Genomic DNA, 23,941 nt, shown 5'->3' on the forward strand with positions numbered 1-23,941 from the left:
GGAAGACAGCGATGGGAAAGCCGACTGGATTCATGGAGTACCCGCGGGAGCCGAAGCACGAGCGGCCGCCGCGCGAGCGGATCGGGGACTGGAGCGAGGCGCACCCGCCGTACGCGGAGGAGACCCTCCGGCAACAGGGCGCGCGCTGCATGGACTGCGGGATCCCCTTCTGCCACACCGGCACGCTCATCGCCGGGATGGCGGCCGGGTGCCCGGTGAACAACCTCATCCCGGAGTGGAACGACCTCGTCTACCGCGGGCAGTGGCAGGAGGCTTACATCCGGCTCGCCAAGACGAACAACTTCCCCGAGTTCACCGGGCGCGTCTGCCCGGCGCCCTGCGAGGGGAGCTGCACGCTCGGCATCAACGAGCCGCCCGTCACGATCAAGCTCATCGAGCACGAGATCGTCGAGCGCGCCTTCGCCGAGGGCTGGGTGAAGCCGCAGCCGCCGGCCGCGCGCACCGGGAAGCGCGTCGCCGTCATCGGCTCCGGCCCGGCGGGCCTCGCGGCCGCCCAGCAGCTCAACAAGGCGGGGCACACCGTCACGGTGTTCGAGCGCGCCGACCGCGCCGGCGGGCTCCTCATGTACGGCATCCCGAACATGAAGCTCGACAAGGCGGTGGTGGAGCGGCGGGTGCAGCTCATCGCGGACGAGGGCGTCCGCTTCGTCACCGAGACCGAGATCGGCAAGCACATCCCCGCGCAGCGGCTCCTCAAGGACTTCGACGCGGTGGTCCTCGCGGGCGGCGCGACGCAGGCGCGCGATCTCCCGGTCGAGGGGCGGAACCTCGAGGGCATCCACCTCGCGATGGAGTTCCTCCACGCCAACACGAAGTCGCTGCTCGACTCGCGCCACGCGGACGGGCGGTTCATCTCGGCGAAGGGCCGGGACGTCGTCGTCATCGGCGGCGGCGACACCGGCACGGACTGCGTCGGCACGTCGATCCGCCACGGGGCGCGGAGCGTCGTGCAGCTCGAGATCCTCCCGCAGCCCCCGCTCGAGCGCGCGGCCGACAACCCGTGGCCGCAGTGGCCCAAGGTCCTCAAGCTCGACTACGGCCAGGAGGAGGCGAAGGAGCTCTGGGGTGCCGACCCGCGCCGCTTCCAGGCGCTGACGAAGCGCTTCGTCGGCGACGCGCAGGGCAGGGTGAAGGAGCTGCACGTCGTGGACGTCGAGTGGACGAAGGGACCGGACGGCCGGTTCGGCCCTCGGGAGGTCGCCGGCTCGGAGCGCGTCGTCCCGGCCGACCTCGTGCTCCTCGCCCTCGGGTTCGTGGGGCCGGAGAAGCCCATGCTGCAGCAGCTGGGCGTGAAGCTCGACGACCGCGGCAACGTCTGGACGGACGAGAGCAAGATGACGAGCGTCCCCGGCGTGTTCGCGGCGGGCGACATGTCGCGCGGCCAGTCGCTCGTGGTCTGGGCGATCCGCGAGGGGCGGGAGGCGGCGCAGGGCGTCGACCGCTACCTGTCGTACGGGGAGACGGTGCTTCCGTAGCCGTCGCGGCGCGCGTTCGCCGGGCGCGGCCGTGGCCCGACGACGCGCGGCTCGCTCGCGCGCGCAGTGAGGGCGCGCCCACGCGCCGCCGCGGCGCGGCGGCGACCGCGTGCGCCGCTCCTCCGCGGTGAGGGAGGCTTCGAGCTTCTGCTCGAGCTCGGGCCGTCCCGCGGGGATCGTACGGCGTTCACCGTAAGATGAACTCGGCGCGAGCCGGTCATCCGAGCCGAGCGGCTCCCGCGCCGAGGTCCCGCGCGCTGCCACGCCGAGCTCGCAGTGCCGCGGGCGCACGCGACGCGCTCGGCCGCAGGGCCGCGGCGTCGACGCGGCTCGAGCGCCGGGCGTGCCTGCCCCGTCGAAGGCACACGTCTCAGATTCCACGATGCGGGCCGACCCATCAGAAATGGGCGAACGCACGCCGAGACTCCTTCTCAATGCGTGCGCCTCGACGCACAGTCTCATCGACCACCAGCTATTGCCAATCGCCATTCCTGCGCCGCGCGCGTCGGAGCGACCCCGCGCCGGCAACGCAGGAAGGTTCGCGCGCGACGTTTCAGCGCGCGGGAGGAGGTCGTATGCGCGTGAAGGGAATGGTCGGGCAGTGGCTCGGGTTTGCGGTCGTCGCGCTGGCTGTCCTCGGGCCAGGGATCGCCCGGGCCGGGAGCCCGCACTTCGTGAGCGTGACCGTCGAGCGAGACGGGGACACGCTGATCGCAGACGGGAAAGAGGCCGGTCTCGGGAGCGAGACCCAGGTTCACATCGTGCTGAGCGCCGATGCCGCGTGCATCAATCCTGGCGATCACCACCCCAAGGCGGACAACAAGGAAGCCTTCTCGGCGGAGGGCGACTTCCCGGTCCAGAACGGGAAGGCGGTCTTCTTCCTCGAGCTCACCCCCACGTTCCAGCCGGACTGCTCGCCTCCGATGTCGGTGGTGTTCACCAACGTCAAGGTGTGCGACGAGGAGCACAACGTCTGCACGAGGTTCTCCGGCACGTACTAGCGGCGCGTGGGAATGCCTGGGGGCCGCGCCGCCCGTCGGGCGGGCGGCCTCTGGCGGGCGCCCTGCCCCTGGCTGGAGGGTTCATGGAGGCTGCGCTAGCGGCGACGCCGCGGCACGAGGGTGAGCGCGATCCCGGCCAGGATCGCGGCCGCGGAGAGGACGAGCCGCGGCGTGAGGCGCTCGCCGAGCAGCGCCACGCCGCCCACCGCCGCGAGCACCGGCACGCCGAGCTGGAGGGCGGCCGCACGCGTCGCGCCGAGCGCCGGCACGACCGCGTACCAGAGCGTGTAGCCGCCGCCGGACGCGAGCGCGCCGGAGGCGACGGCGAGCGCCGCGCCGGCCGCCGTGAGCCGCGAGCCCCACGCCCCGAGGGCCGCCGCCGCGAGCGGCAGCGCGAGCGCCGCCGCCCGGGCGAAGTTGTCGGCCGTCGTGGCGAGCGGATCGCGGGCCGATCGGCCGCGCAGGCTGTAGACGCCCCACGCCGCGCCCGCGACGATCATCAGGGCCGCGCCCGCCGTCTCGACGCCGTGCGCGCCCGGTCGCGTCAGCGCGGCGAGCCCGCCGAGCGCGATCGTCACCCCCGCCCACTGCCGCGGCGCGGGGCGAGCTCCCTGGGCGACGGCGAGGCCGATCATCGTCACCTGCACGGCCGCGAACAGGAGCAGCGCCCCCGCGCCGGTCGGGAGGCGGACGTACGCGAACGAGAACGGCGCCGCGTAGACGACCAGGATGGCGGCCGAGGCCCAGCTTCCGCTGCCCCGCCGCCCGCCACGCGCCGCGGCGAGGGCGACGAGGAAGGCCGCGCCGGAGACGATCCGGAGGCCCGTGAAGCTCGCCGGGTCCGCGAGCGACCCCCGCAGCGCCGCGCGGGCGAGGAGCGAGTTCGCAGCGAAGCAGCCCAGCGCGGCCGCGGTGAGCAGGGCGACCGCGGCAGGCGGCGGTCGAGCCGCGCCAGGCGCGGCGGGCGCCCTCATGCGGGCCCGATCGGCCGGATCGCTGGGTTCCTGCAACTCTGGCCTCCAGGAAGAGGGACGGCCGGGCGACCATAACGCGCCGCCCGGACGCGCGCGTGCGCCGCTGCGTTCGCCTCCGCCCCGGAAGCGGCGCCCGCCGGGCGTGCGCGCGGCGCGCCGTTCCGCTACGTCACTGTTCTCCATGCGTGCGCGAGTCGCCCTCGTGGTCGTCGCGGTCCTCGCCTCCGTCGCGTGCGTCTCCTCGCGTGAGGACAGGGTCGAGCGGCGCGCGGTGAAGGTGCTCCCGGCGGCCGCGCCGCTCGAGCCCCCGGCGATCCGCATCCTCTTCTTCGGGGACTTCGGGGCGGTCACCCCCCAGCAGGGCGCCGTCGCGCGCGCGATGCTGGCGGAGAACGCCGCCGCTCCGTTCGACCTCGCGATCCACGTCGGCGACAACCTCTACGCCTGCGGCCCCGACCCGCGCGTCCGCAACGCCGCGAGCTGCGCCTTCGAGGCGGACGGGAACACGGTGCGCCCCGGGCAGGACATCGGCGCGGACGGGCGCTTCGCGCGGTCGTTCGAGCGCCGCCTCGAGGGGCTCTCGCGCGGCGGCGAGCCCGTCCCGGTGTACCTCGCGATCGGGAACCACGACGTGAGGGTGGACGGGCCGTGCCGCCGCGAGCTCCGCGGGCCGCCCGCCACCGAGCAGCGCGTGAAGGCGTGCCTCGAGGTGCAGCACCAGGGTCCGCACTGGAGGATGCCCGGGAGGCACTACGTCGTCGAGCGCGGGCCGGCGCGGCTCATCGTGATCGACACGCTGCTCCTCGCGGGCGACTACGGCGGGTTCCGGTGGGAGGACGAGCTCGACTTCGTCCGCCGCGCGTCCGCGGGCTGCGGAGGCGAGCGTCACTGCTTCGTGGTGGGGCACTACTACGCCGACGTCGCGGGCGACCCGCGGAACCGCGCCGCCATGGTCCGCCAGCCGGAGTATGTGCGCAGGGTGCGGCAGCTCGAGGACGCGATGGGGGACCGCATCTCGGGGTGGCTCGCCGGTCACGCCCACGACCTGCAGCACCTCCGCACGGCGCGCGGTCACGACGAGTTCATCGCCGCCTCGACCTCCTCGACGCACCCCAAGCCGTTCGCCGGGCCCTTCGCGGGCGGCCGGTCGCTGTACTGGTCGCAGCGGTGGGGCTTCGGGGTGCTCGAGGTGAACGCCGCCGGCTGGGAGATGAGGCTCGTCGGGCGGGATCGCCGGAGCCTCTACTGCTGCCGGGCCGTCGGCCGCGGGCATTGCGAGCCGTACGCCTGCAACCCGGTCACGGCGACCCCCGGCCCCGTGCGAGCCCGCCGCGCTCCTCGGGCGTGAGCTCGCCAACGGAGGAGCGAGCTCCCGGGCGGCGCCGCGGGGCGGCGTCCCTCACCTCACGGTGAAGTACACGCGCGCGCCCTTCTCCTTCTCCGCGCGCTCTCCGCCCTGCGTCAGGAAGAGGCGGCCCTGGTCGATCCCGGCCGCGAGCAGCGCCTCCCGCGCGCGCTGCGCCCGCTCCGCCGAGAGCGAGCGGTACGCCTCGGCCGGCACCTCGACCGCGGCGGCGAGGCGCTCCTCCATCTCCTGCGGCGAGGGCGGCGCGGCCGCAGCCTCGCCGGACTTCCGCGGCGCGGCGGGGAAGGCGGCGTCGTACGCGGCGCGCACCAGCCGGGCCCGCTCCTCGGGCGAGAGCGTCACCTCGTCCGCGGACGGCGGAGGCGGCCGCATGGACGCAGCCTTCGCGCGCCGGAGCGACCGCTCCAGGGCGGCGCGCCGCAGCGCGGGGCCGTCCTGGTCGGGATCGGCGGAGCCCTCCAGCTCGAGCCCGAGGGCCGGCCGCTGCGCGAGCGACCTCGCGAGGAGCCCGAACCGCTCCTGGGCGCTCGGCAAGGCCTCGGCGGCGCCGGGGGCGAACTCCACCAGCGAGAGGTCCGCGTGATCGCCTCCGGCGAGGGCGGCGAGCGCGCTGAAGGGCGAGGTCGCGACCTTCACGAGCACGTTCAGGACCGTCCGCCAGATCACCTTGCCGAGGTGGAAGTTCGGGTCGTCGAGGTTCCCCTCGATCGGGACGTCGAGGAGGATGACCCCGTCGCGATCCTGGAGGAGCGCGAGCGCGAGCCGCACCGGGATCTTCGTCGCGTCGGGGCTGTTCGTGGGGTCGCCGAGCGTGAACTGGTTCACCCTGACGACGTTCGTGGAGGCGAGGTTCCGGTTCTCGATCTTGTAGCGGAGGTCGAGGTCGAGCTTGCCCTTCTGGATGCCGTAGCCGAGGAACTTGCCCGAGTAGGTCGCGAAGGGCGACAGGTCCACGCCTTGCGAGGCGACGACGAGCTCGGTGAACGCCTCCTTCTGCAGCGGGTTGAGCGTGCCCGAGATGCGCACGGGGGACGCGCCCTCCACCTGCAGCTTCACGTCCACGGTGGACCGCACCCGCGGATCCGAGGAGAGCTTCGCCACCGCCGCGTCGGCGCCGGTGACGTTCACGATCGCGGGCGGGCTCACGGAGCGATCGACGAAGGCGGCGCGCCCGCGCACCACCTGGACCGCTCCGATCGCCGTCCGCCACTCCGGGCCGGGCGGGGGAGGCGGCTTCCCCGGCGCGGGCGCTGGCGCCGCGCGGAGGGCGCGCGCGAAGCTCGTCGCGCCGTCCTCCCAGACGTACGCCTTCACCCGCGGCTCCACGAGGCGGACGAGCCGCACGGAGGCGCGCGGCGGCGTGGACGCGGCGTCGATCCCGGTGACCTCGAGGGATCGCCAGCGCAGGAGGTCCTCGTTGCCCCTCTCGGCCACCGCGAGCCCGTCGAGCCGGACGTCGCCGGCGAAGGTCCAGCGCGGCGCCTTCCCGGACGCGTCGAAGTCCACGGTCGCCCGGGCGCCGGCGCGCCCGCCGGTGAGCCGCGCAGTGACGTCGGGCTCGAGGTAGGGCTGGAGCGGCACGAGGTCGAGCTCGGCCGCGTCCACCTCGAGCTTCCCCTTGCTCCCGAACGGCTGGACCGGCCCCTTCACGGCGAGCCGGCCGCGCCCGTTCCAGACGAGCGACAGCGAGACGGGCCAGGTCGCGTCCGCTTCGGGCCGGAGCCGCTCGATCCGGAGCGCCACGTCGGTGAGGGGCAGGGCGACCGGCCGCGACGGGGTGCGGTCCTGGAGGTCCAGGGCGAGCCCGGAGACCGCCAGCGCGCCGATCGACCACTTCCACGGGGACGGCGGAGACGGGGGCGGGGCCATCCGCGAGAGCTCCAGGCTCCCGTCGGCCTCGCGCAGCACGCGCACCTTGCCGCCGCGGAGCGAGACCTCGTCGATCTTCGCTCGCTGTGCCAGCGCGTCCACCTCGATCCCGGACACCTCGATGCGCGACAGCTTCACGGCAGGTTCGGCCACCCCGCGCGGCCCCATGGCGAGCCGGTCCACCGTCAGCTTGCCGCCGGCGAGCGCGAGGACGCGCCGGGCGGTGCCCCACTCGAGCTCGTAGCGCGTCTCGAAGGCGAGGCGCCCGTCGTGCAGATCCGCCGGGAGCTCGTCCTGGATGTACGGCGCGTACTTGGGGAGGTGGATCCCCTCGAACGCCAGCGTCCCCGCCGAACGAAGCGGCTCCGTCCGCACCGTGCCCGTCCAGCTGAACGTCTCGCCGGACTCCGTCGTGCCGGTGAAGGCGTAGGGGCTGTCTCCCCCGCCCCGCGTCCGGAACGAGTCGAGCCGGATCGTGACGGGGCCGAGGATGGTGTCGAACGCGGGGCTGCGGGTCGCGTCGCGGAACACCACGCGCGCCTCCTCCACCGCGAGCCGGCCGATGGAGACGCGAGGTCCACCCCCGGACTTCGCGGGCGCGGCGGGTGCCGCCGGCGGGGCCTCCGGCTCGAGCAGGTCCTGGAACGTCAGCGCACCCTTGCGATCGAGGCCGACGTTCAGGGACGGCTTCACGAGGCGGATCTCCGCGAGGCCCACCTCACCGAGCACGAGCCGCTGCGGCGCGAGCCGCACGTAGAGCGACTCCCAGCCGGCGAACGGCGTTCCGTCCGGATGCGCGACCGCGAGCCCCTCGATCGTGATCGAGAGGGCGAGCGGGTTCACGCCCACCTTCGCGACGGTGACCTGGCGGTGCAGCGCGGCCGAGCCCTCCTTCACGAGGACGCGCCGGAGGAGGGCGGGTGCGGCGAGAAAGCCGAGGGCGGTGTAGGCGACGAAGATCGCGGCGACGACGACGGCGGCTCGGAGGAGCCGCCGCCGCCGGGCGGGGGTGGGAGAAGGGGCTACCATGGCGCCTTTTAACCATCGGAGGCCCGCGACGCGCAATGGCCCCGCTCGGCGCGGCGCGGCCGAGCCGCGGCGATCCGGCGCGCCTCACAGCGATCGCAGGAACTGCACGAGGTCGGCGCGCTCGTCGGGCGTGAGCTCGAGGCCGAGCGTGTCCGCGTAGTGCGCCACGACCGACTCGAGCGTCGGGAACCGGCCGTCGTGGTAGTAGCCGCCCTTGGCGCGGGTGAAGAGGCCGGCGAGAGGCGTCGTGCGGTAGAAGCGCTGCTCCGGCGAGCGGCTCGCCTGGAAGTCGTCGATCCCGAGCTCCGCCGCGGTGTGCATCGCGAAGCCGGGCTCGGTGTAGAGCGGCGGGACGTGGCAGGTGGCGCACTTCCCCTTGCCCTCGAAGACCGCCTTCCCCCGCGCGGCGGCGTCGGCGTCGAACGAGCCCTCCGGCGGCTTCGGGGCCGGGATCGCGAGCTGGTAGAAGTGCAGCGCCGCGAGCCTCGGCGTGATGCGGTCGTCCGTCGAGCGCACGTCCGCGAAGCCCGCCTTCGCGGCGATCGGGAAGCGCGTCGCGTCGGCGAGGCGCGGGTCGAAGAACATGCCCTTGCCGTGCATCTGCGTGTTCGCGACGAACGCGTTCCAGTACGTCACCGAGCCGAAGCCCGTGTACGTGTGCAGGTTCACCCCGGCGAGCCCGAACGCGGCGGGCAGGAGCGTCGCGCCGGTCTTGCCGTCCGGGCGGAACGCCTTGCCGTCGAGGGCGAGCTCCGCGTCGTAGCGGCCCGGCCCCCAGCTCCGCAGCACCGTGCGGACCGTGTCCTCGTCCGTCCCGAGGAGCGCCGCGAACGGCGCCAGCGTGGGCGCGCTCGCGACGATCGCGCCCACGTCGAGGTCGCGGTTGGGCCAGCCGTCGAGCCGCCGGCCGATGCCCGTCGCGAAGGAGTCGTCGACGGTCGAGTGGCACAGCGCGCAGGTGATCCCCACCGAGCGGAGCGTGCCCGCGTCGTCGAACTGGCCCTTCACGCCGAGGACCGCGTCCGCGCGGAGCAGCGCCACGGTCACGGCGGGATCGTCGAGGTTCACCTCGCCCCTGCGCACGGCCTCCGCCGTCGCCGGCGGCACGGCGCCGGCGTCCACCTTGAGCCCGAGCGAGAGCGCTGCGCGCGGGGAGAGGCCCGGCCCCACGCCCCCGTTCGCCTGCCCCGCGATGGCCTCGTGCAGCCGGAGCTGCCCACCCCAGAAGTCCTCGTCGCCGAACGTCTCGTCGCGGAAGACGCGCCGGCCCTCGTCGAGCAGCCGGTCGGCGTGATCGAGGATCGGGTCCTCCGCCGCGGGGCGCGCGGGGTGATGGCTGCTGCGGGCGGGCTGCGGTCCGGCTGCCTTCGGGAAGGAGAGGTACAGGGCGAGGGCTGCGAGCGGGACGGCTGCGGCGAGGGCACGTCTCATGGATCTCTCCTCCAGGCGCGGCTCAGCGCCCAAAGCCGCCCGAGCCGCGGGGCGCGGCAGCGGGTGGCAGTCGAGGGATTGGATGCGGGGGGCGGAAGGAGGTTTCAGCGGACGGGATCGTCGCGGTCGGGGTCGCGGTCGTCGAGGGTCGGGTCTCGAGCGTGCCCCCAAAAACGCGGCGGGGGCCGCGCCCCAAAGGCGGGGCCCCCCCCGGCGGCCCCCCCCCCGCGCAGCGCGGCGGCGGGGGGACGCCCTGCTGCGAGCTGCCCTGCTGTCCGCCCGCGCCTCCCTGCACCTCGATCCGGAGCGCCTGCGGCGCGCCGCCCTGCTCGGTGAACGCGGCCCGGACCTGCGTCCCTTCCTTCAGGTCGCTCACGGTGCGCTGCTGGCCGTCGATGAGGACCGGTGTATCCGGGCCGACGCGGAGCTTGATGTCCGGCTCGGCGCCGCCCTGGCGCACGACGACCTCCTGCGCGCTCGCGCTCACGACGGTGCCGCTCGCGGTGCGCTCGGCGGCCGCCCCGCCCGCGGGGCTCGCCGGCGGAGGCTGCGGCTGGGCTCCGGTGGGCTGCTGGGCCGACTGCTGCGCGCGCTCCTGCTCGCTCTTCGCGAGCTGCTCGTGCTCCTGCGCCGCCTGCTGCTGGGCGTTCGCGGTCGCCTGCGCGGCCTGCTGGTTCGACTGCCGGGCCTGCTGCTGCGCGCCCTGCGCCGCACCGAGCTCCTTCTGCTCCTTCGCCCGCGCCTTCTGGAGCTCCTGCTCCTTCTCGCGCACGTCCTTCTGCGCGTCGGCCACCTGCTTCTGCGCGTCGGCCGCCTTCTTCTGCGTCTTTGCGGACGACTCGGTCGCCTTCTCGGCCTGCTCCTGCGAGGCGACCGCGCCGCCGGTGTCTCCGCGGCTGCTCGCCTTCCTCTGGTCGTCGCCCCGCTGGCAAGCCGCGGCGAGCAGGGCCGCCGCGCCAGCCGCGACATACGCACTTCGAGTCCAAGAAGATGCCATTCGTCTCCCTCCGTCGCGTAAAGGTGGTGACCGCGACGGTGCCGTGCGAGCCGGGCCGGACGGCGGGGGCAGCGGGCGGGCGGCGCCCGCCAGGTCGAGGCTCCTCCTCCCCCCGCGCCGGGGGCAGCGGCGGTCGAGCGAGGCGCGAGCGGCGCTCAGGCGTGGACGCGCCGGTTCGGGAACAGGTGCGCCCAGCGGCCCGCGCCCTCGCGCTCCGCGCCGGGGCGCCGGGTCACGATGGGCAGGATCGCCGCGACGAGCAGCACCACCGCGATGACGGGCAGCGCGCCGGAGAACGATCCGGTCGCGTCCTTCACGAGCGCGACGAAGATCGGGCCGACGACGCCCCCGACGCCCCACGCCAGCAGGATCCACCCGTAGTTCACGCCCATGTACTTCGTGCCGAAGTAGTCGGCCGTGAACGACGGCATCGTCCCGAACCCGCCGCCGTAGTCGAGCAGCACCACCGCGAACAGGATCGCCACCACCGGCAGGGCGTGGATGCCGCCCACCACGAAGAAGATGACGACCTGCGACCCGTAGATGAGGAGGTAGGCGGCGTTCCGCCCGATGCGGTCGGAGACGGCGCCCCAGAAGAACCGGCCGAGCCCGTTGAAGAGCGCGATGAAGCCGTAGATCGCGAGCGCCGTCTCGGGCGAGGTCCCCGTGAGCTCGCGCATGATCGGCACCGCGTTCGAGATGAAGAGGATGCCGGCGGTGACGTTCAGGAAGAGCATCATCCAGAGCGCCCAGAACTGCGGGGTCCGGAGCGCCTCCGAGGGCGGGTAGTCGCGCGTGGCGCGGGAGGCCACGGCGGGCGAGGCCGCGGCCGCGGCCACCGCGGCGGGCGGCGGGTTCCGGATCACGAGCGCGCAGAGCCCGCCGAGGATCGCGAAGACGACGCCCGACACGATGAACGTCCGCATGAGCGTGCCGGTCGCCCCGGCGGAGAGCACCGCGTCGCTCGCCCCTGCGGCCCGCGCGGCGAGCACGCGCCCCGCCTCGCGCGACGCGCCGGCGAACGCCGGGATCGCCTTGAGGACGTTGTTGTAGAAGAACGCGCCCAGGCCGAAGCCCATCACCACCATGCCGCTGCCGAGCCCGCGGCGGTCCGGGAACCACTTCGTCACCGCGGCGACCGGCGTCACGTAGCCGAGGCCGAGGCCGAGCCCGCCGATGACGCCGTAGGTGAAGTAGATCCACGGCGCGCCGAGCGCGGTCGTGCCGAGCCCGGCGAGCACGTTGCCGAGCCCCCACAGGACGAGGCCGGTCACCGCCACCGGGCGTGGTCCCTTCGCGTCCTGCCAGCGCCCGCCGATCACCGCCCCGATCCCGAGGAACAGGATGGCGAGCGCGAACGTCCAGGTGGTGGTCGTGTTGGACCAGCGGAAGGCCGCGATGAGCGGCTGGGTGAACAGGCTCCAGGAGTACACCGTGCCGAGGCACGCCATCGCGACCGTGCCCGCTGCGGCGATGAGCCACCGATTCGACGTCATGACGTCTCCCTCCGGCGGAGCGCCTAGCCCCCGATGCCGCGCATTGCCAGCAGCACGAGCCCGGCGCCTGCCTCCTCCATGTGATGACGCGGCGCCTTCCTCCCCAGCGCGCCCGCCACGGCGTCGGCGAGCGCCTCGTCCCCGTCGCCCGCCCGCATCCGATCCTTGAGCTGTACCCGATCCTCGCCCCCCAGGCAGGCCTGGAACCCGCCGTCGGCCGCGATCCTCGCCCGGTTGCAGTCCTCGCAGAAGTTCTCGGTCATCGCGCCGATGAAGCCGACGAGCCCCTCGCGCCCGTCGCGGTCGCGGGCGCGCATGTGGCGGGCCGGACCCCAGCCGCGGAAGAGGTCGGGGGCGAGCGAGAAGCCCGCCTCCTCGAGCCGCCGGCGAACCTCCGCGAGCGGCACGGGCGCGCCCCCGCCGAACGGCATCTGCTCGATGAACCGAGGGAGGGCGCCGCGGTCCCAGGCGTAGCGCACGAGCGACCCGAGCTCGTCCTCGTTCACGCCCGGCATCACCACGGTGTTGAGCTTCAGCGAGCGGAACCGGCCCGCCGCGGCGTCGATGCCGGCGAGGATGCGGTCCAGCCGCGCCGCCTGGCCCGAGACGCCGCGGAGCCGCTCCGGCGCGAGCGTGTCGAGGGACACGTTGAGCGCGCCGAGCCCCGCCGCGTGGAGCGGCTCGACGAGCTCTGCGAGCCGGTGGCCGTTCGTGGTGATCGCGACGTCCTCGATCCCCGGCGTCGCGGCGGCGTCCGCGACGATCTCGACGACGTCCCTGCGCAGCGTCGGCTCGCCGCCGGTGAGCCGGATGCGGCGCACGCCGAGCGCGGCGAAGAGCCGGAACAGCCGGGCCAGCTCCGCGCGGGAGAGGAGGGCGTCCGGCGGCTCGTACGCCGCCGGCGAGCAGTAGGTGCAGCGGAAGTTGCAGCGGTCGGTGAGCGCGACGCGCAGGTAGCGGATGGTCCGGCCCTGCGCGTCGACGAGCGAGCCCCGCGGACGGCAGGCGGCGGCGTTCACGCGCTCCGCAGGGGCCGGGCGCGCGGCGGTGGCCGGGACGACGGGCTCAGGGAATCGCTCCATGTTCCACCGATTCCTCACCCGTCGCGTCGATCCCGCTCGGTGCGGGCATCCGTCCGGGCGCCTCCCCCTTCCTAGTCAGCTCCGCGGCGCCGCGCCCGGCGCGCTGCAGCTCGAACGTCGCGTGGGGATCCCGGGCGGAGGCACGTCCCGCGGCCAGCACCCCGAAGCGGAGCGCGAGCGTCCCCAGCGTGCCGAGGGCGCCCGAGGCGATCCGCAGCGCGGGCGAGCGGCGGCGCACGAGGTCCACGACCGCCGAGGCGCCGAGCAGGATGCGCGCGCCGCGAAGGAGGGCGCCTGCCGCGCCGCGCCGGAGCGGCCGCTCCACCCGCTCGAAGCCGGCCTCCCGGTGCAGCGCCCGCGAGAGCGCGATCTCGGCGCCCTTCGCGACGAGCCCGAACCGCTGCGCCATCTCCGCCCCCGGCCCCGCGGGCGGCCAGAGGTCCAGCGCCGCGCCGGCGCTCACCGCGCCGGAGAAGGCGAACAGCATCGGCAGCGTGTTGCGCGTCTCCTGCCACACCGGCACCGCGGTGTTCGCGAGCAGGACGCCGGTGTAGCCGACGAGCGGGAGGCCCAGCGCCCCGGCCGCGAGCCCCGCGGCGTCGCCGGCGCGCCGGAGCGCGCGGGACGACGGGAGGAGCGCCGGCAGCGCCGCCGCGCCGCTGAGCGCGCCGAACGAGGCGAGCACCCAGGTGCCCATGTTCATCGGCGAGGTCGGACGGAACACGCGCATCATGGCGATGAACCGCGCCGGCCGGCCCAGGTCGGCGATGAGCAGCCCCGCGCTCGCGACCGCCCCGCCCACCGCGAGCGTCCGGCAGCGCCGCACGAGGGGAAAGGTGCCGCGCCCGCCGGCGAGCTGCGCCGCCGCGCCGAGCACCCCGCACGCCCCCGCGAGGCCGCCCGTGTAGAAGTACGCGGGGATCATCCACCTCCACACCGGCTCCTTCAGCACGGGCAGCCCGTGGTAGCTCGGCCCCTCCACCTCCTCCTCCGGGAGGGAGGCGGTCCGCTCCGCCGCGCGGTCCGCGCGCGCGAGCGCGGCCGCCGCGCGCTGCCCGGAGGCCTCGCCGGTGAGGCGCCCCACCTGCGGATCCACGTTGCGTCCGTCTCGGAGCGTCGAAGCCCGTCTCAGCGGATCCATCGCGTCCATCACGCCCTCCGCGCCGAGAACACCGCGCCCATGGCGAGCGCCGCGAGCGAGAGCACGCCCGCGGCCATCGACCGCCACGACCGCACCACCTTCGCGGTGGGCACCACCGGGTCGGGCGGCAGGTTGTAGACCTCGGGGCGATCGCACAGCAGGAAGAACGCGTGCAGCCCCTCGGTCCCGGGCTGGCTCGCGGCGTCCTCGCCGTAGAGGTGGGCCTCGGCCACGCCGCGCGCGTGCAGTTGCTCCACGCACCGGCGGGCCCGCGCGCGCAGGTCCTCGAGCTCGCCGAACTGGATGGAGGCGGTCGGGCAGGCCTTCGCGCACGCCGGGACCATCCCGCCCTTCAGCCGGTCGTAGCAGAGCGTGCACTTCCACGCGCGACCGTCCTCCTCGCGCCGGTCGACGACGCCGAACGGGCAGGCGGAGACGCAGTACCCGCACCCGTTGCAGACGTCCGGCTGGACGTAGACCGAGCCGAACTCGGTGCGCACGATCGCGCCGGTGGGGCAGGCCTCGAGGCAGCCGGCGCGCTCGCAGTGCTTGCAGACGTCGGAGAGCATCAGCCAGGAGAACTTCCCGAGCGCGCGCTCGGTGGGCCCGAGCGCGACCGGCGTCTCGAGGTGCGTCGGCTGGATGTCGTGCCCGAGCAGGCTCGTCGGCCCCGGCTGGCCCGCGGGGAACAGCTCACCGAACGCGCGCGCGCCGCCCTCGACGCCGTCGCGCGGGCTCCCCTGGCCCGGCAGCTCCGCCGCGCGCTCCACGAACGCGACGTGGCGCCAGGTGGAGGCGCCGAGCATGCCGGTGTTGTCGTAGCTCATGCCGGTGAAGTGGAAGCCATCGTCGGGGAGCTGGTTCCACTGCTTGCACGCGACCTCGCAGGCCTTGCACCCGATGCAGAGCGTGGTGTCGGTGAAGAAGCCCATCCGCTGCATGGCTACTTCCTCGGCTCGGTCGGAGGGTGGCGGTGCGCGGTCCGGATCCCCGGCAGATCGCGGGGCGGCGGGGCGCGCGGGGGCTCCGGTTGCCGGAGCTCGAGCCCGTCAGTTGCGGAGCGGCGCCCGAGGGAGTGGCGGCCCGCGCGGATGTTCGCGGTGAGCGCCTTGGACTCCTGGATGGAGACGTTCGGGTCGGCCACGAACGGGATGAGCTCGTTCGCCGGGTCGCCGCGCACGCGCCCGACGTAGCTCCAGTGGTAGGGGAGGCCGATCGTGTGGAGCGTCCGCCCCTTCACCCGGAGCGGCTTCATGCGCTCCGTCACGAGCACGCGGCACTCGATCTCCCCCCGCGCCGTCGTGATCGTGGCCCAGCGCCCGTTCGCGAGCCCCTTCTCCGCCGCGAGCTCCCGCGAGATCTCGCAGAACATCTCGGGCTGCAGCTCGGAGAGCCACGAGAGCCAGCGGCTCATCCCGCCGGCGGTGTGGTGCTCGGTGAGGCGGTAGGTCGTGACGACGTACGGGAAGCGCGGGTCGCCGAACGCGCGGTGGTAGGGGTTGTCGGCCCGGTGCCACTCCATCCGCGCCGGGTTGCACTGCTGCGGGTAGAGCGGGTTCTCGAGGACCGACTCCTCCGGCTCGTAGTGGGTCGGGAGCGGGCCGTCGAGCAGGCCGGAGGGCGCGAAGAGCCAGCCCTTGCCGTCGGCCTGCATGATGAAGGGATCGTCGCCCGAGAGCGTGGCGAGCCCCTCGGCCCCCGGCGGCGGCCGGTACGAGGGCGGCCGGTCGGGGATGAAGTCCGGGACGTCGTAGCCGGACCACGCGCCCTTCTCGGCGTCCCACCAGACGTAGCGCTTCCGCTCGGACCAGGGGCGCCCCTCGGGATCGGCCGAGGCGCGGTTGTAGAGGATGCGGCGGTTCGCGGGCCAGGACCAGCCCCACTCCGGCGCGACCCAGTGCTGCTCGGACTGGGGCCGCCGCCGGGCGGGCTGGTTCACGCCGTCCTTGTAGCACCCGGAGTAGATCCAGCAGCCGCACGCGGTCGCGCCGTCGTCGGTGAGCTCCTTGAAGCCCGCCACCGGCCTCCCGTCCCTGATCGTGAAGCCGTTCACCTCGCGCAGGACGGCCTCGGCGTCGGGATCCTCGTCCTTCCCCTTCGTCGGGTAGTCCCAGGTGAGCGCCCGGATGGCCTCGGCGTTCGGCCCCGGCGCGTCCGCGTAGAGGCGCTTAAGGCGCTTGCCGAGGTGGTACACGAACCAGAGATCGCTGCGGCAATCGCCGGGCGGCTCGATGGCCCGGTGGTGCCACTGCAGGCAGCGCTGCGTGTTGGTGAACGAGCCGTCCTTCTCGGTGTGCGCGGCGGCGGGGAAGAAGAACACCTCCGTCTGGATGTCCTCGGTCCGGACCTCCCCGCGCGCGATCTCCGGCGCCGTCCGCCAGAACTCGGCGGTCTCGGTGAGGGCGAAGTCGCGCACGACGAGCCAGTCGAGCTTGCGCAGGCCCTTGCGGTGCAGGCTCCCATGCATGGAGCCGACCGTCGGGTTCTCGCCCACGACGAGGTACCCCTTCACCTTGCCGTCCGCCATCTCGGAGACGGTCGTCATGTGCGAGTGGTTGCCGGAGAGGCGGGGCAGGAGATCGAACCCCCAGTCGTTCTCCCGCGTGGCCGCGTCGCCGAACCACGCCTTGAGGAGCGAGACGACGTACTTCGGCATCTCGCTCCACCAGCCCGAGGGCGAGCGGTTGTTCTTCACGTACTGCTCGAGCCCGCGGTCGGGCAGGAGCGAGTGGGGCATCGGCAGGTAGCCGGGGAGCAGGTCGAACAGCGTCGGGATGTCGGTCGATCCCTGGATGGAGGCGTGCCCGCGGAGCGCCATGATGCCGCCGCCGGGGCGCCCGATGTTGCCGAGGAGGAGCTGGAGGATCGACGCGGTGCGGATGTACTGGACGCCCACGGAGTGCTGCGTCCAGCCGACCGCGTAGCAGAACGCGCCGGTGCGCTCGCGCCCCGAGTTCCGGCACAGCGTCTCCGCCACCTCGAGGAAGAGCGGCTCGGGGATGCCGCACGTCTCGGCGACGACCTCGGGCGTGTAGCGGGAGAAGTGACGCTTCAGGATCTGGAACACGCAGCGCGGGTCCTGCAGCGTCGGGTCGGTCTTCCGCTCGAGGATGTTCGCGCCGTGCAGCGACTCCTTCCCCGCGCCCTTCTCGGCGTAGACCTCCTTGTGGCCGGCGGCGGGCACCACCCCGTCGACGCCGTCGTACGACCAGGTCTCCGGGTCGTACGAGTTCGACTTCGAGTCGAACCCGCTGAAGAGCCCCTCCAGGTCCTCGGTGTCCCGGAAGCGCTCGCCGACGAGCGTCGAGGCGTTCGTGTAGTGGAGGACGTACTCCTTGAACCAGCGCTCGTTCTCGATGACGTGGCGCACCAGGCCCCCGAGGAAGGCGATGTCGGAGCCCGGGCGGATGGGGACGTGCAGGTCGGCGACCGCGCTCGTGCGCGTGAAGCGCGGGTCCACGTGGATGATCGTCGCGCCGCGGTTCTTCGCCTCCATCACCCAGCGGAAGGCGACCGGGTGACACTCCGCCATGTTCGAGCCCTGCACGACCACCCAGTCGGCGTTCTGCAGGTCGCCGGGGAAGGTCGTCGCGCCGCCGCGTCCGAAGGAGATCCCCAGACCGGGGACCGTGGAGCTGTGTCAGATCCGGGCCTGGTTCTCCACCTGCACGACGCCGAGCGCGGTGTAGAGCTTCTTGAGGAGGTAGTTCTCCTCGTTGTCGAGGGTCGCGCCGCCGAGGTGCGCGACGCCCAGCGTGCGCCGCACCCGCGCGCCGTGGTGCTTCGCACCGGGATCCTCGATGCGCTCCTCGAACGTCTCGTCGCGCGAGCGCTTCACGCGCTCGGCCACCATGTCCATCGCCCGCGCGAGCGGGATGCGCTCCCACTCCCTGCCGCCGGGGCGGCGGTACAGGACGTGCTGCTCGCGGTGCGAGCCGGTGACGAGCTGGAAGGTCGCGGCGCCCTTGGGGCACAGGCAGCCCTGGGACATGGGCGAGTCGGGATCGCCCTCGATGTCGACGATCCGCTCGTCCTTCACGTAGACGAGCTGGCCGCAGCCGACCGCGCAGTAAGGGCAGATGGAGCGGACCACGCGATCCGCCGAGGCGGTGCGAGGCACGAGCTCGCGCGTCCGCTCGCTCATGGCGCTCGCGCCGAGGCCAGAGGTGTCCCCGGAGACGAGCTGGCGAGCGACGGGCCACTCGGAGAGCACGGGTAGCTTGGGCATCGGGTATTCCCCCGAGTGGAGACGGTGGACACGCTCGGGGCGCGACGCCAGCGCGCGCCCGCGACCTCGTCGCACCGCGCCTTGCGCGCGCCGGCGTCAGGGTCGAGGGTAGGATGCGCCGCCGCCGAACCAGCGTGCGATCGCCCTGGCGCCGCGTTAGAAGGACCGCCCCTTGCCGATCCGGACTCCACAGGCGATCCCCCCGGCGTCCGACGCCCTCGACGCCCGCGCACAGGACATCGTGGCGGAGGAGGAATCCCTCCTCGCGGCGGTGCACGGGGCGCTCGGCGCGCGCGCGTCCGTACGGGCGGAGAGCGACCTCGCCGGACGCCTCCGGGAGCTCCGCGACGAGGCGCTCGAGTCCACCTCCAAGGACCTGCCGACCGTGTTCCAGGAGATGGGACTCGTTCGCGCCGTGCTCGAGCGCCAGCGGCCGGACGGGTTCCCAGATCCGAGCGCGCCGTACTTCGCGCACCTGCGGGTGCGCGAGGGGGGCGAGGTCCGGGACTACTGCCTCGGCCGGCACACGTTCGTGGATCGCGGGGCGGGGGTGCGCGTGGTGGACTGGCGCTACGCGCCGGTCGCCGCGATCTTCTACCGCTACCGCGAAGGCGAGGAGTTCGAGGAGGCGTTCCCCGGCCGCGTCGCGGCGGGGGTGGTGGAGGCGCGCCGCGTGGTGGTGGTGGAGCGCGGCGTGCTCACCCGCGTCTCCGCGGGAGAGCTGACCGTCGCGCGCGGCGCCGACGGCGTGTGGCGGCGGCTCGCCGTGCAGGGCGCCGCGCTCGGGGGCGGCGCGGGCAAGGCGGCGCGCGCCGGAGCCCTCGGGACCGGCGCGGGCGCGCGCGGGAGGGTCTCCGCCCCGGACATCACCGCCCTGCTCGACCCCGATCAGTTCGAGGCGGTCTCCGCGCCCCCGGACCGGCCGCTGCTCGTCATCGGCAGCGCCGGGAGCGGCAAGACCACCGTCGCCCTGCACCGGCTCGCGCGCATCGCCTTCGAGGACCCGCGGCGCTTCCCGCCCTCGCGGATGCAGGTGGTGGTGCCGGAGCTCGGCCTCGCGCAGCTCGCGGCGCGGCTCCTCGAGCCGCTCGGCCTCGATCGGGCGGCGGTCCGGACGCTGGACTCCTGGTCGCGCGGCGCGTTCCAGAGCGTCTTCCGCGCCCCGCCGCCGCGCCTGTGCGCCGACACGCCGTCGCTCGTCTCGCGGCTCAAGCGCCACCCCGCGCTGTACGAGACGCTCCGCCGCCGCCCGCGGCTCGCCGGCGCGCGGCCCTCGCTCGCGAAGCTGCGCCAGGAGCTCGGCGATCTGTGCGTGGACCCGGCGTTCCTCGCCGGCGTAATCCGGGCGGCGCAGGGGGATCTCCCCACCACGGCCATCGAGGAGACGGTCCGGCACACGCGGCTGCAGCTCGCGCCGCCGACCGACGAGCTCGTCGCGGGCGTCGATCCCGACCGGCGCGAGACGCTCGACGGCCTGGGCCTCTCCGAGGACACGCCCGAGGCGATCGCCGGGACGCTCGACCCGGAGGATCTCCCCATCCTCCTGTTCCTCGCCACCCTCGCCGGCGCTGGAGGCGGCAGGTCGCTCGCGCACCTCGTGGTGGACGAGGCGGAGGACGTCTCGCTGTTCGAGCTCTCCGTGCTCGGCCGCCACCTCGACGGCCGCAGCGTGACCCTCGCCGGCGACGACGCGCAGCAGACGTTCTCCTCCTACGCCGGCTGGCCGCAGGCGCTCGCGGCGATCGGCGCGGAGCGCGCCGCGACGGTCAAGCTCGAGACCACCTACCGCTGCCCGCGCCCCATCGCGGAGGCCGCCCACGCCATCCTCGGCCCGCTCGCGCCGCCCTCTCCGCCGCGCGCGGGCCGCGACGGCGCGCCCGTGTCGCGGTTCGACTTCCCGACGGAGGCCCACGCGCAGCTGTTCCTGGTGGGGGCGATCCGTGATCTCGTCGAGCGCGAGCCGGACGCGTCCGTGGCGGTCGTCGCACACTCGGCCGAGGTCGCGCGCGCGTTCCACCGCCTCCTCTCCGACATGCCCGAGGCCCGCCTGGCGATCGACGGCCGGTTCTCGTTCCGGCCGGGCGTGGACGTCACCGACGTGGCGAGCGTGAAGGGGCTCGAGTTCGACTACGTGGTCGTGCCCGACGCCTCGGTCCGCGCCTACCCCGACGCGGACGAGGCGCGCCGCCGGCTGCACGTCGCCGTCACGCGCGCGGCGCACCAGCTCTGGATCGCCGCGCCGGGCACGCCGTCGCCGCTCCTGCGCGCCCTCCCACCGGCCTGAAGCGCCTGCGCGGCCCGGCCTCACCGGCACGCGAGGAACCGCACCGCCGCGCGCGAGGCGGCGAGCGTCTCGGCGATCCGCGCCAGCGCCTCGTCAACGTCCGCCTCGGTCTGCCCCGCCCCGAGCGAGAAGCGCACCGAGCAGTGCGCCTCCTCGGGCGTGAGGCCCATGGCGAGGAGGGTGCGCGACGGCTCTGGATCGCCGGAGTGGCAGGCCGAGCCGGAGGAGAGGTGCACGGCGCGGCGGCCCAGCGCGAGCACGAGCGACTCGCCCCGGATCCCGGGCAGCGTGACGTCGAGGGTGGTCGCGATGCGCGCCCCGTCCCCGTTCCGCCGCGCCTCCGGCAGGAGCCTCAGGAGGCCCGGCTCGAGGCGCTCGCGGAGCGCCGCGAGCCGGTCCATCTCGCCGCCGCCGAGTCGCTGCATCGCGAGCTCGCAGGCGCGCCCGAACCCGACGACGCCCGCGACGTTCTCGGTGCCCGCCCGCAGCCCGTGCTCCTGCCCGCCGCCGTGCACGAGCGGCTCGAGCGAGACGCCGGCGCGGACGTAGAGCGCGCCCACGCCCTTCGGGCCGTGGATCTTGTGCGCCGAGACCGTGAGGAGGTCCACCCCGAGCGCCTCCACGTCGAGGGCGACCTTGCCGAGCGCCTGGACCGCGTCCGCGTGGAGGAGCGCGCCGCGTGCCCGCACCGCCGGCGCGAGCGCCGCGACCGGCTGGATCGTGCCCACCTCGTTGTTCACGAGCATGAGCGAGACGAGCACGGTGTCGTCGCGGAGGGCGCCGAGGACCCGCTCCGGCGAGACGTGCCCGTCGCGCTCGACCGGCACCACGGTGAGCTCGAACCCGTGAGGCACGAGGGCGCGGCAGGCCTCCAGCACGGCGGGGTGCTCGATGGCGGAGGTGACGACGTGGCGGCCGCGCGCGCGGCACGCCCACGCGGCGCCCTTCACCGCGAGGTTGTCCGACTCGGAGCCCGATCCCGTGAACACCACGCGCCGCGCCGTGCACTCGAGCGCGCGGGCCACCTTGCGGCGCGCGTCCTCGACGGCGGCGCGCGCCTCGGCGCCGCGGGGGTGGACGCTCGAGGGGTTCCCGAACGCGCCCGCGAGGAACGGCGCCATCGCCTCGGCGACCGCCGGCGCGACGGGGGTGGTCGCCGCATGGTCGAGGTAGATGGGGCGGAGCGGGGCCGCCTCGATCCGCGGTCCCCTCGGCGCGTCGCGCTCGGGCGCGCCCTCCGCCGGCTCCGCGGCCGCCGCCCCGTCGGCGCGGCGCACCTCGCAGAGGAGCGCCTTGTAGACGGGGAAGCCCGAGATCGGATCGCACTGGGCGAGGTCCGTGAGGGCGTTCACGTTGCAGGCGCGCCAGGACTCGCTCCCCAGCGGCCCGCCGCCTCCCATGCTCGCGTCGATGGCGCCCGGGACGAGGTCCGTGGTCACGTGCGCGCGGAAGGGGGCGCGCCCGCGCGGCGTCTCGACCCAGACCGGATCCCCGCTCGCGATCCCGCGCGCGGCGGCGTCCTCCGCGCTGAGCGTCGCGAGCGGCTCGGGCGCGCGCGCCGCGAGGCCGGGCACGCCGTGGTGCTGGCTGCGGAAGTCGTGGAAACCGCGCGCGCCTGAGTTGAAGACGAGCGGGTGGCTGCCCGCGAGATCGGGCCGGCTCGCCGGGCTCTCCGGCGGCTCGACGTAGACCGGCAGGGGCTCGTAGCCGTGCTCGGCCAGGATCGACGAGGCGATCTCGAACTTGCCGGAGGGCGTGTCGAACCCGGGCTCGCCGTCGGGCCGGAGGAGGCCCTTCTCCCACTTGCGATACTGGAGGAACGGGGCGGGCACCCGCGCCTCTCCCCCCGCGGCCCGCACCGCCTCGAGCGTGAAGCCCGTCCCCTCGAGCGCGTGGCGCAGGAGCGCCTCCTCCGTCTGCGGGTAGAGGTGCCCGTAGCCGAGCCGGTCGGCGAGCCCGGCCATGATGAGGAAGTCGTTGCGCGCCTCGCCGACGGGCGGCACGAGCGGCTCGCGGATCTTGAAGAGCGGGCCGTACCGCATGTACGAGGTGATCTCGTACCCCGTCGCCGCCGGCAGGACGAGGTCCGCGAACGCCGCGTCCGCGGTGAGGAAGCGATCGACGCAGACGAGGAAGTCGAGGCCGGCGAGGGTCCGGCGCCACAGGTCCGGGTCCGGCCACGCGGTGAGGATCGACGCACCGTGCACGACGAGCGCCCGGATCCGGTAGGGATCGCCCTCGAGCACCGAGCGGGGCAGGGCGATCGCGTGGGACTCGCCGCGGTAGCGCGTGTAGAGGGGGAAGCGCTCGCGCCCGAGCGCCTTCCCCACGGCGGGGTTCGGCTGGAGGTGGCGGCGGTTCTGCGGGAACGCGCCGTCCCGCATGCGGAAGACGAGGCCGCCCGGGACGTCGAGCTGTCCCGCGAGGCCCCACAGCGTGAGGAGCGCGCGGATCGCCTGCACGCCGTTCCCGGAGTACTCGAGGCCGGTGTAGGTGACGGGGCACGCGCCGCGGGCGGCCGCGATGCGGCGCGCGAGGCTGCGGATGGTGGCGGCGGGCACACCGGTGATCCCCTCGACGCGCTCGGGCCGGTAGTGCTGGGCGAGCCGCGCGAGGTCCTCGAACCCCACGGTCCAGTCGCGCGCGAACTCCTCGTCGTGGAGCTCCTCCTCGAGGAGCACCTCGATGAGGGCGAGCGCGAGCGCGCCGTCGGTGCCGGGGCGGATCGGGATCCACTCCGCGTCGACGGCCCGCGCGGTGTCGTTCCGGCGCGGGTCGATGGCGATGACCTGGGCGCCGCGCTGGCGGGCGCGCACGACCTGGTGGTGCGCCGTCGGCGGCGAGTCGGTGGCCGGGTTCGCTCCCCACAGCACGACGAGCTCGGCCTGGTCGAGGTCGGCGTCGAGCCCGAGCAGCATCGCGCCCATGGTGACGTGCGGCGCGATCATCGCGAACGCGACGTAGCAGAGCGCCCCCACCCCGAGCGCGTTGGGCGAGCCGAACGGGAAGAGGACGCTCGAGGCGGACGAGACGGCCACGCCGGCCGGCTGGAACACGTCGCAGAGCGAGAGCTCGAACGCGCCCCGGCCGGTGTAGACCGCGGTCGCCTCGGCGCCGTGCTCCCGCTTGATGCTGGCGAGCCGGCCTGCCAGGAGCGCGTACGCGGCGTCCCAGGAGATGGGCTCGAAGTCGTACCTGCCCTTGGGGCCAGTGCGGCGGAGGGGGCGGTTCACCCGGTCGGGCGAGTGGACGATCTCGGGCGAGTGGCGCCCGATCGTGCAGAGCATGCCGAGCGGGTGATCCGGGAGCGGCTCCACCCCGACGAGCCGGTCCCCCTCCACGTGGGCGCGCACCCAGCAGCCCGCGGGGCAGATGCCGCACAGCCCGTCGCGGACCCGGACGCCGCCGCGCGCCCCGCGCGTGCTGGCCTCCCGTGCCTCGGGTGCTCCCATCTCCGCCTCCGGTCCGGAGATGGATGCGGCCTGAGTCGGGTAGCGGCCAGCCGCCTCGCCGGGTGCGGCCGGGTGGCGCGACGGTGAGTGTGTCC

General features: G+C 74.6%; 14 protein-coding genes. 4 read left to right on the forward strand and 10 right to left on the reverse strand.

The window, feature by feature from the left end; translation table 11 throughout:
- The first annotated feature begins 11 nt into the window (after positions 1–11).
- Both MLV88_RS09755 and MLV88_RS09760 read left to right on the forward strand, forming a co-directional pair.
- On the forward strand, positions 12–1,496 hold the full coding sequence (locus MLV88_RS09755) for a glutamate synthase subunit beta (RefSeq protein WP_242334320.1): 1,485 nt from the start codon (positions 12–14) through the stop codon (positions 1,494–1,496).
- Positions 1,497–2,071: 575 nt separating this feature from the next.
- Complete coding sequence (locus MLV88_RS09760; RefSeq protein WP_242334323.1) at positions 2,072–2,497, forward strand: hypothetical protein; 426 nt, start codon at positions 2,072–2,074, stop codon at positions 2,495–2,497.
- 95 nt (positions 2,498–2,592) lie between these two features.
- Here MLV88_RS09760 and MLV88_RS09765 read toward each other — a convergent pair whose 3' ends face one another.
- On the reverse strand, positions 2,593–3,471 hold the full coding sequence (locus MLV88_RS09765; RefSeq protein ID WP_242334326.1) for a DMT family transporter: 879 nt from the start codon (positions 3,469–3,471) through the stop codon (positions 2,593–2,595).
- Between the two features lie 181 nt (positions 3,472–3,652).
- Between MLV88_RS09765 and MLV88_RS09770 the strand changes: the two genes are divergently transcribed.
- Positions 3,653–4,819 carry a metallophosphoesterase gene (locus MLV88_RS09770; RefSeq protein WP_242334329.1) on the forward strand — a complete coding sequence of 389 codons (1,167 nt, stop codon included), beginning with the start codon at positions 3,653–3,655 and terminating at the stop codon, positions 4,817–4,819.
- 51 nt (positions 4,820–4,870) lie between these two features.
- Here MLV88_RS09770 and MLV88_RS09775 read toward each other — a convergent pair whose 3' ends face one another.
- The 8 genes from MLV88_RS09775 to fdh all read right to left on the reverse strand — a co-directional run bounded on the left by MLV88_RS09775 (position 4,871) and on the right by fdh (position 18,110).
- The gene (locus MLV88_RS09775; protein ID WP_242360106.1) at positions 4,871–7,735 is read right to left on the reverse strand and encodes a DUF748 domain-containing protein; all 2,865 of its coding nucleotides are present in this window, start codon (positions 7,733–7,735) and stop codon (positions 4,871–4,873) included.
- Between the two features lie 84 nt (positions 7,736–7,819).
- Entirely contained in the window at positions 7,820–9,166 is a 1,347-nt protein-coding gene (locus MLV88_RS09780) for a hypothetical protein (RefSeq protein ID WP_243337354.1), read from the reverse strand.
- A 22-nt stretch (positions 9,167–9,188) separates the two neighbouring features.
- Positions 9,189–10,163: a hypothetical protein gene (locus MLV88_RS09785; RefSeq protein ID WP_243337356.1), complete on the reverse strand. Its 975-nt coding sequence runs from the start codon at positions 10,161–10,163 to the stop codon at positions 9,189–9,191.
- Between the two features lie 155 nt (positions 10,164–10,318).
- A complete protein-coding gene (locus MLV88_RS09790; protein ID WP_243337357.1) occupies positions 10,319–11,659 on the reverse strand; it encodes an OFA family MFS transporter in 1,341 nt (446 codons plus the stop codon).
- Positions 11,660–11,682: 23 nt separating this feature from the next.
- Complete coding sequence (moaA, locus tag MLV88_RS09795) at positions 11,683–12,741, reverse strand: GTP 3',8-cyclase MoaA (RefSeq protein ID WP_242334344.1); 1,059 nt, start codon at positions 12,739–12,741, stop codon at positions 11,683–11,685.
- Entirely contained in the window at positions 12,725–13,837 is a 1,113-nt protein-coding gene (gene nrfD / locus MLV88_RS09800) for an NrfD/PsrC family molybdoenzyme membrane anchor subunit (RefSeq protein ID WP_243337360.1), read from the reverse strand. Before nrfD ends, moaA begins: the two co-directional genes overlap by 17 nt.
- A 53-nt stretch (positions 13,838–13,890) precedes the next feature.
- Positions 13,891–14,823 carry a 4Fe-4S dicluster domain-containing protein gene (locus MLV88_RS09805; RefSeq protein WP_243337362.1) on the reverse strand — a complete coding sequence of 311 codons (933 nt, stop codon included), beginning with the start codon at positions 14,821–14,823 and terminating at the stop codon, positions 13,891–13,893.
- Positions 14,824–14,825: 2 nt separating this feature from the next.
- Positions 14,826–18,110 carry a formate dehydrogenase gene (fdh, locus tag MLV88_RS09810; RefSeq protein WP_243337364.1) on the reverse strand — a complete coding sequence of 1,095 codons (3,285 nt, stop codon included), beginning with the start codon at positions 18,108–18,110 and terminating at the stop codon, positions 14,826–14,828.
- 172 nt (positions 18,111–18,282) lie between these two features.
- Here fdh and MLV88_RS09815 point away from each other — a divergent pair, with 172 nt between their 5' ends.
- Positions 18,283–20,394 (forward strand): ATP-binding domain-containing protein, encoded by a 2,112-nt coding sequence (locus MLV88_RS09815; protein WP_242352569.1) that lies wholly within the window; start codon positions 18,283–18,285, stop codon positions 20,392–20,394.
- Between the two features lie 20 nt (positions 20,395–20,414).
- Here the strand turns inward: MLV88_RS09815 and MLV88_RS09820 are convergent, their stop codons facing one another.
- Positions 20,415–23,846, reverse strand: coding sequence for an aminotransferase class V-fold PLP-dependent enzyme (locus tag MLV88_RS09820; protein ID WP_243337366.1), 3,432 nt, complete (start codon positions 23,844–23,846; stop codon positions 20,415–20,417).
- Positions 23,847–23,941 lie beyond the last annotated feature (95 nt).

The organism is Anaeromyxobacter soli, from assembly GCF_022808855.1.
Classification (GTDB): domain Bacteria; phylum Myxococcota; class Myxococcia; order Myxococcales; family Anaeromyxobacteraceae; genus Anaeromyxobacter; species Anaeromyxobacter soli.

Excerpts from the sequence above, each read along its gene's own strand:
- MLV88_RS09755 (WP_242334320.1), top strand. The coding sequence starts at position 12 with ATGGGAAAGCCGACTGGATTCATGGAGTACCCGCGGGAGCCGAAGCAC.
- MLV88_RS09760 (WP_242334323.1), top strand. The coding sequence starts at position 2,072 with ATGCGCGTGAAGGGAATGGTCGGGCAGTGGCTCGGGTTTGCGGTCGTC.
- MLV88_RS09765 (WP_242334326.1), bottom strand. The coding sequence starts at position 3,471 with ATGAGGGCGCCCGCCGCGCCTGGCGCGGCTCGACCGCCGCCTGCCGCG.
- MLV88_RS09770 (WP_242334329.1), top strand. The coding sequence starts at position 3,653 with ATGCGTGCGCGAGTCGCCCTCGTGGTCGTCGCGGTCCTCGCCTCCGTC.
- MLV88_RS09775 (WP_242360106.1), bottom strand. The coding sequence starts at position 7,735 with ATGGTAGCCCCTTCTCCCACCCCCGCCCGGCGGCGGCGGCTCCTCCGA.
- MLV88_RS09780 (WP_243337354.1), bottom strand. The coding sequence starts at position 9,166 with ATGAGACGTGCCCTCGCCGCAGCCGTCCCGCTCGCAGCCCTCGCCCTG.
- MLV88_RS09785 (WP_243337356.1), bottom strand. The coding sequence starts at position 10,163 with ATGGCATCTTCTTGGACTCGAAGTGCGTATGTCGCGGCTGGCGCGGCG.
- MLV88_RS09790 (WP_243337357.1), bottom strand. The coding sequence starts at position 11,659 with ATGACGTCGAATCGGTGGCTCATCGCCGCAGCGGGCACGGTCGCGATG.
- moaA (WP_242334344.1), bottom strand. The coding sequence starts at position 12,741 with ATGGAGCGATTCCCTGAGCCCGTCGTCCCGGCCACCGCCGCGCGCCCG.
- MLV88_RS09805 (WP_243337362.1), bottom strand. The coding sequence starts at position 14,823 with ATGCAGCGGATGGGCTTCTTCACCGACACCACGCTCTGCATCGGGTGC.
- MLV88_RS09820 (WP_243337366.1), bottom strand. The coding sequence starts at position 23,846 with ATGGGAGCACCCGAGGCACGGGAGGCCAGCACGCGCGGGGCGCGCGGC.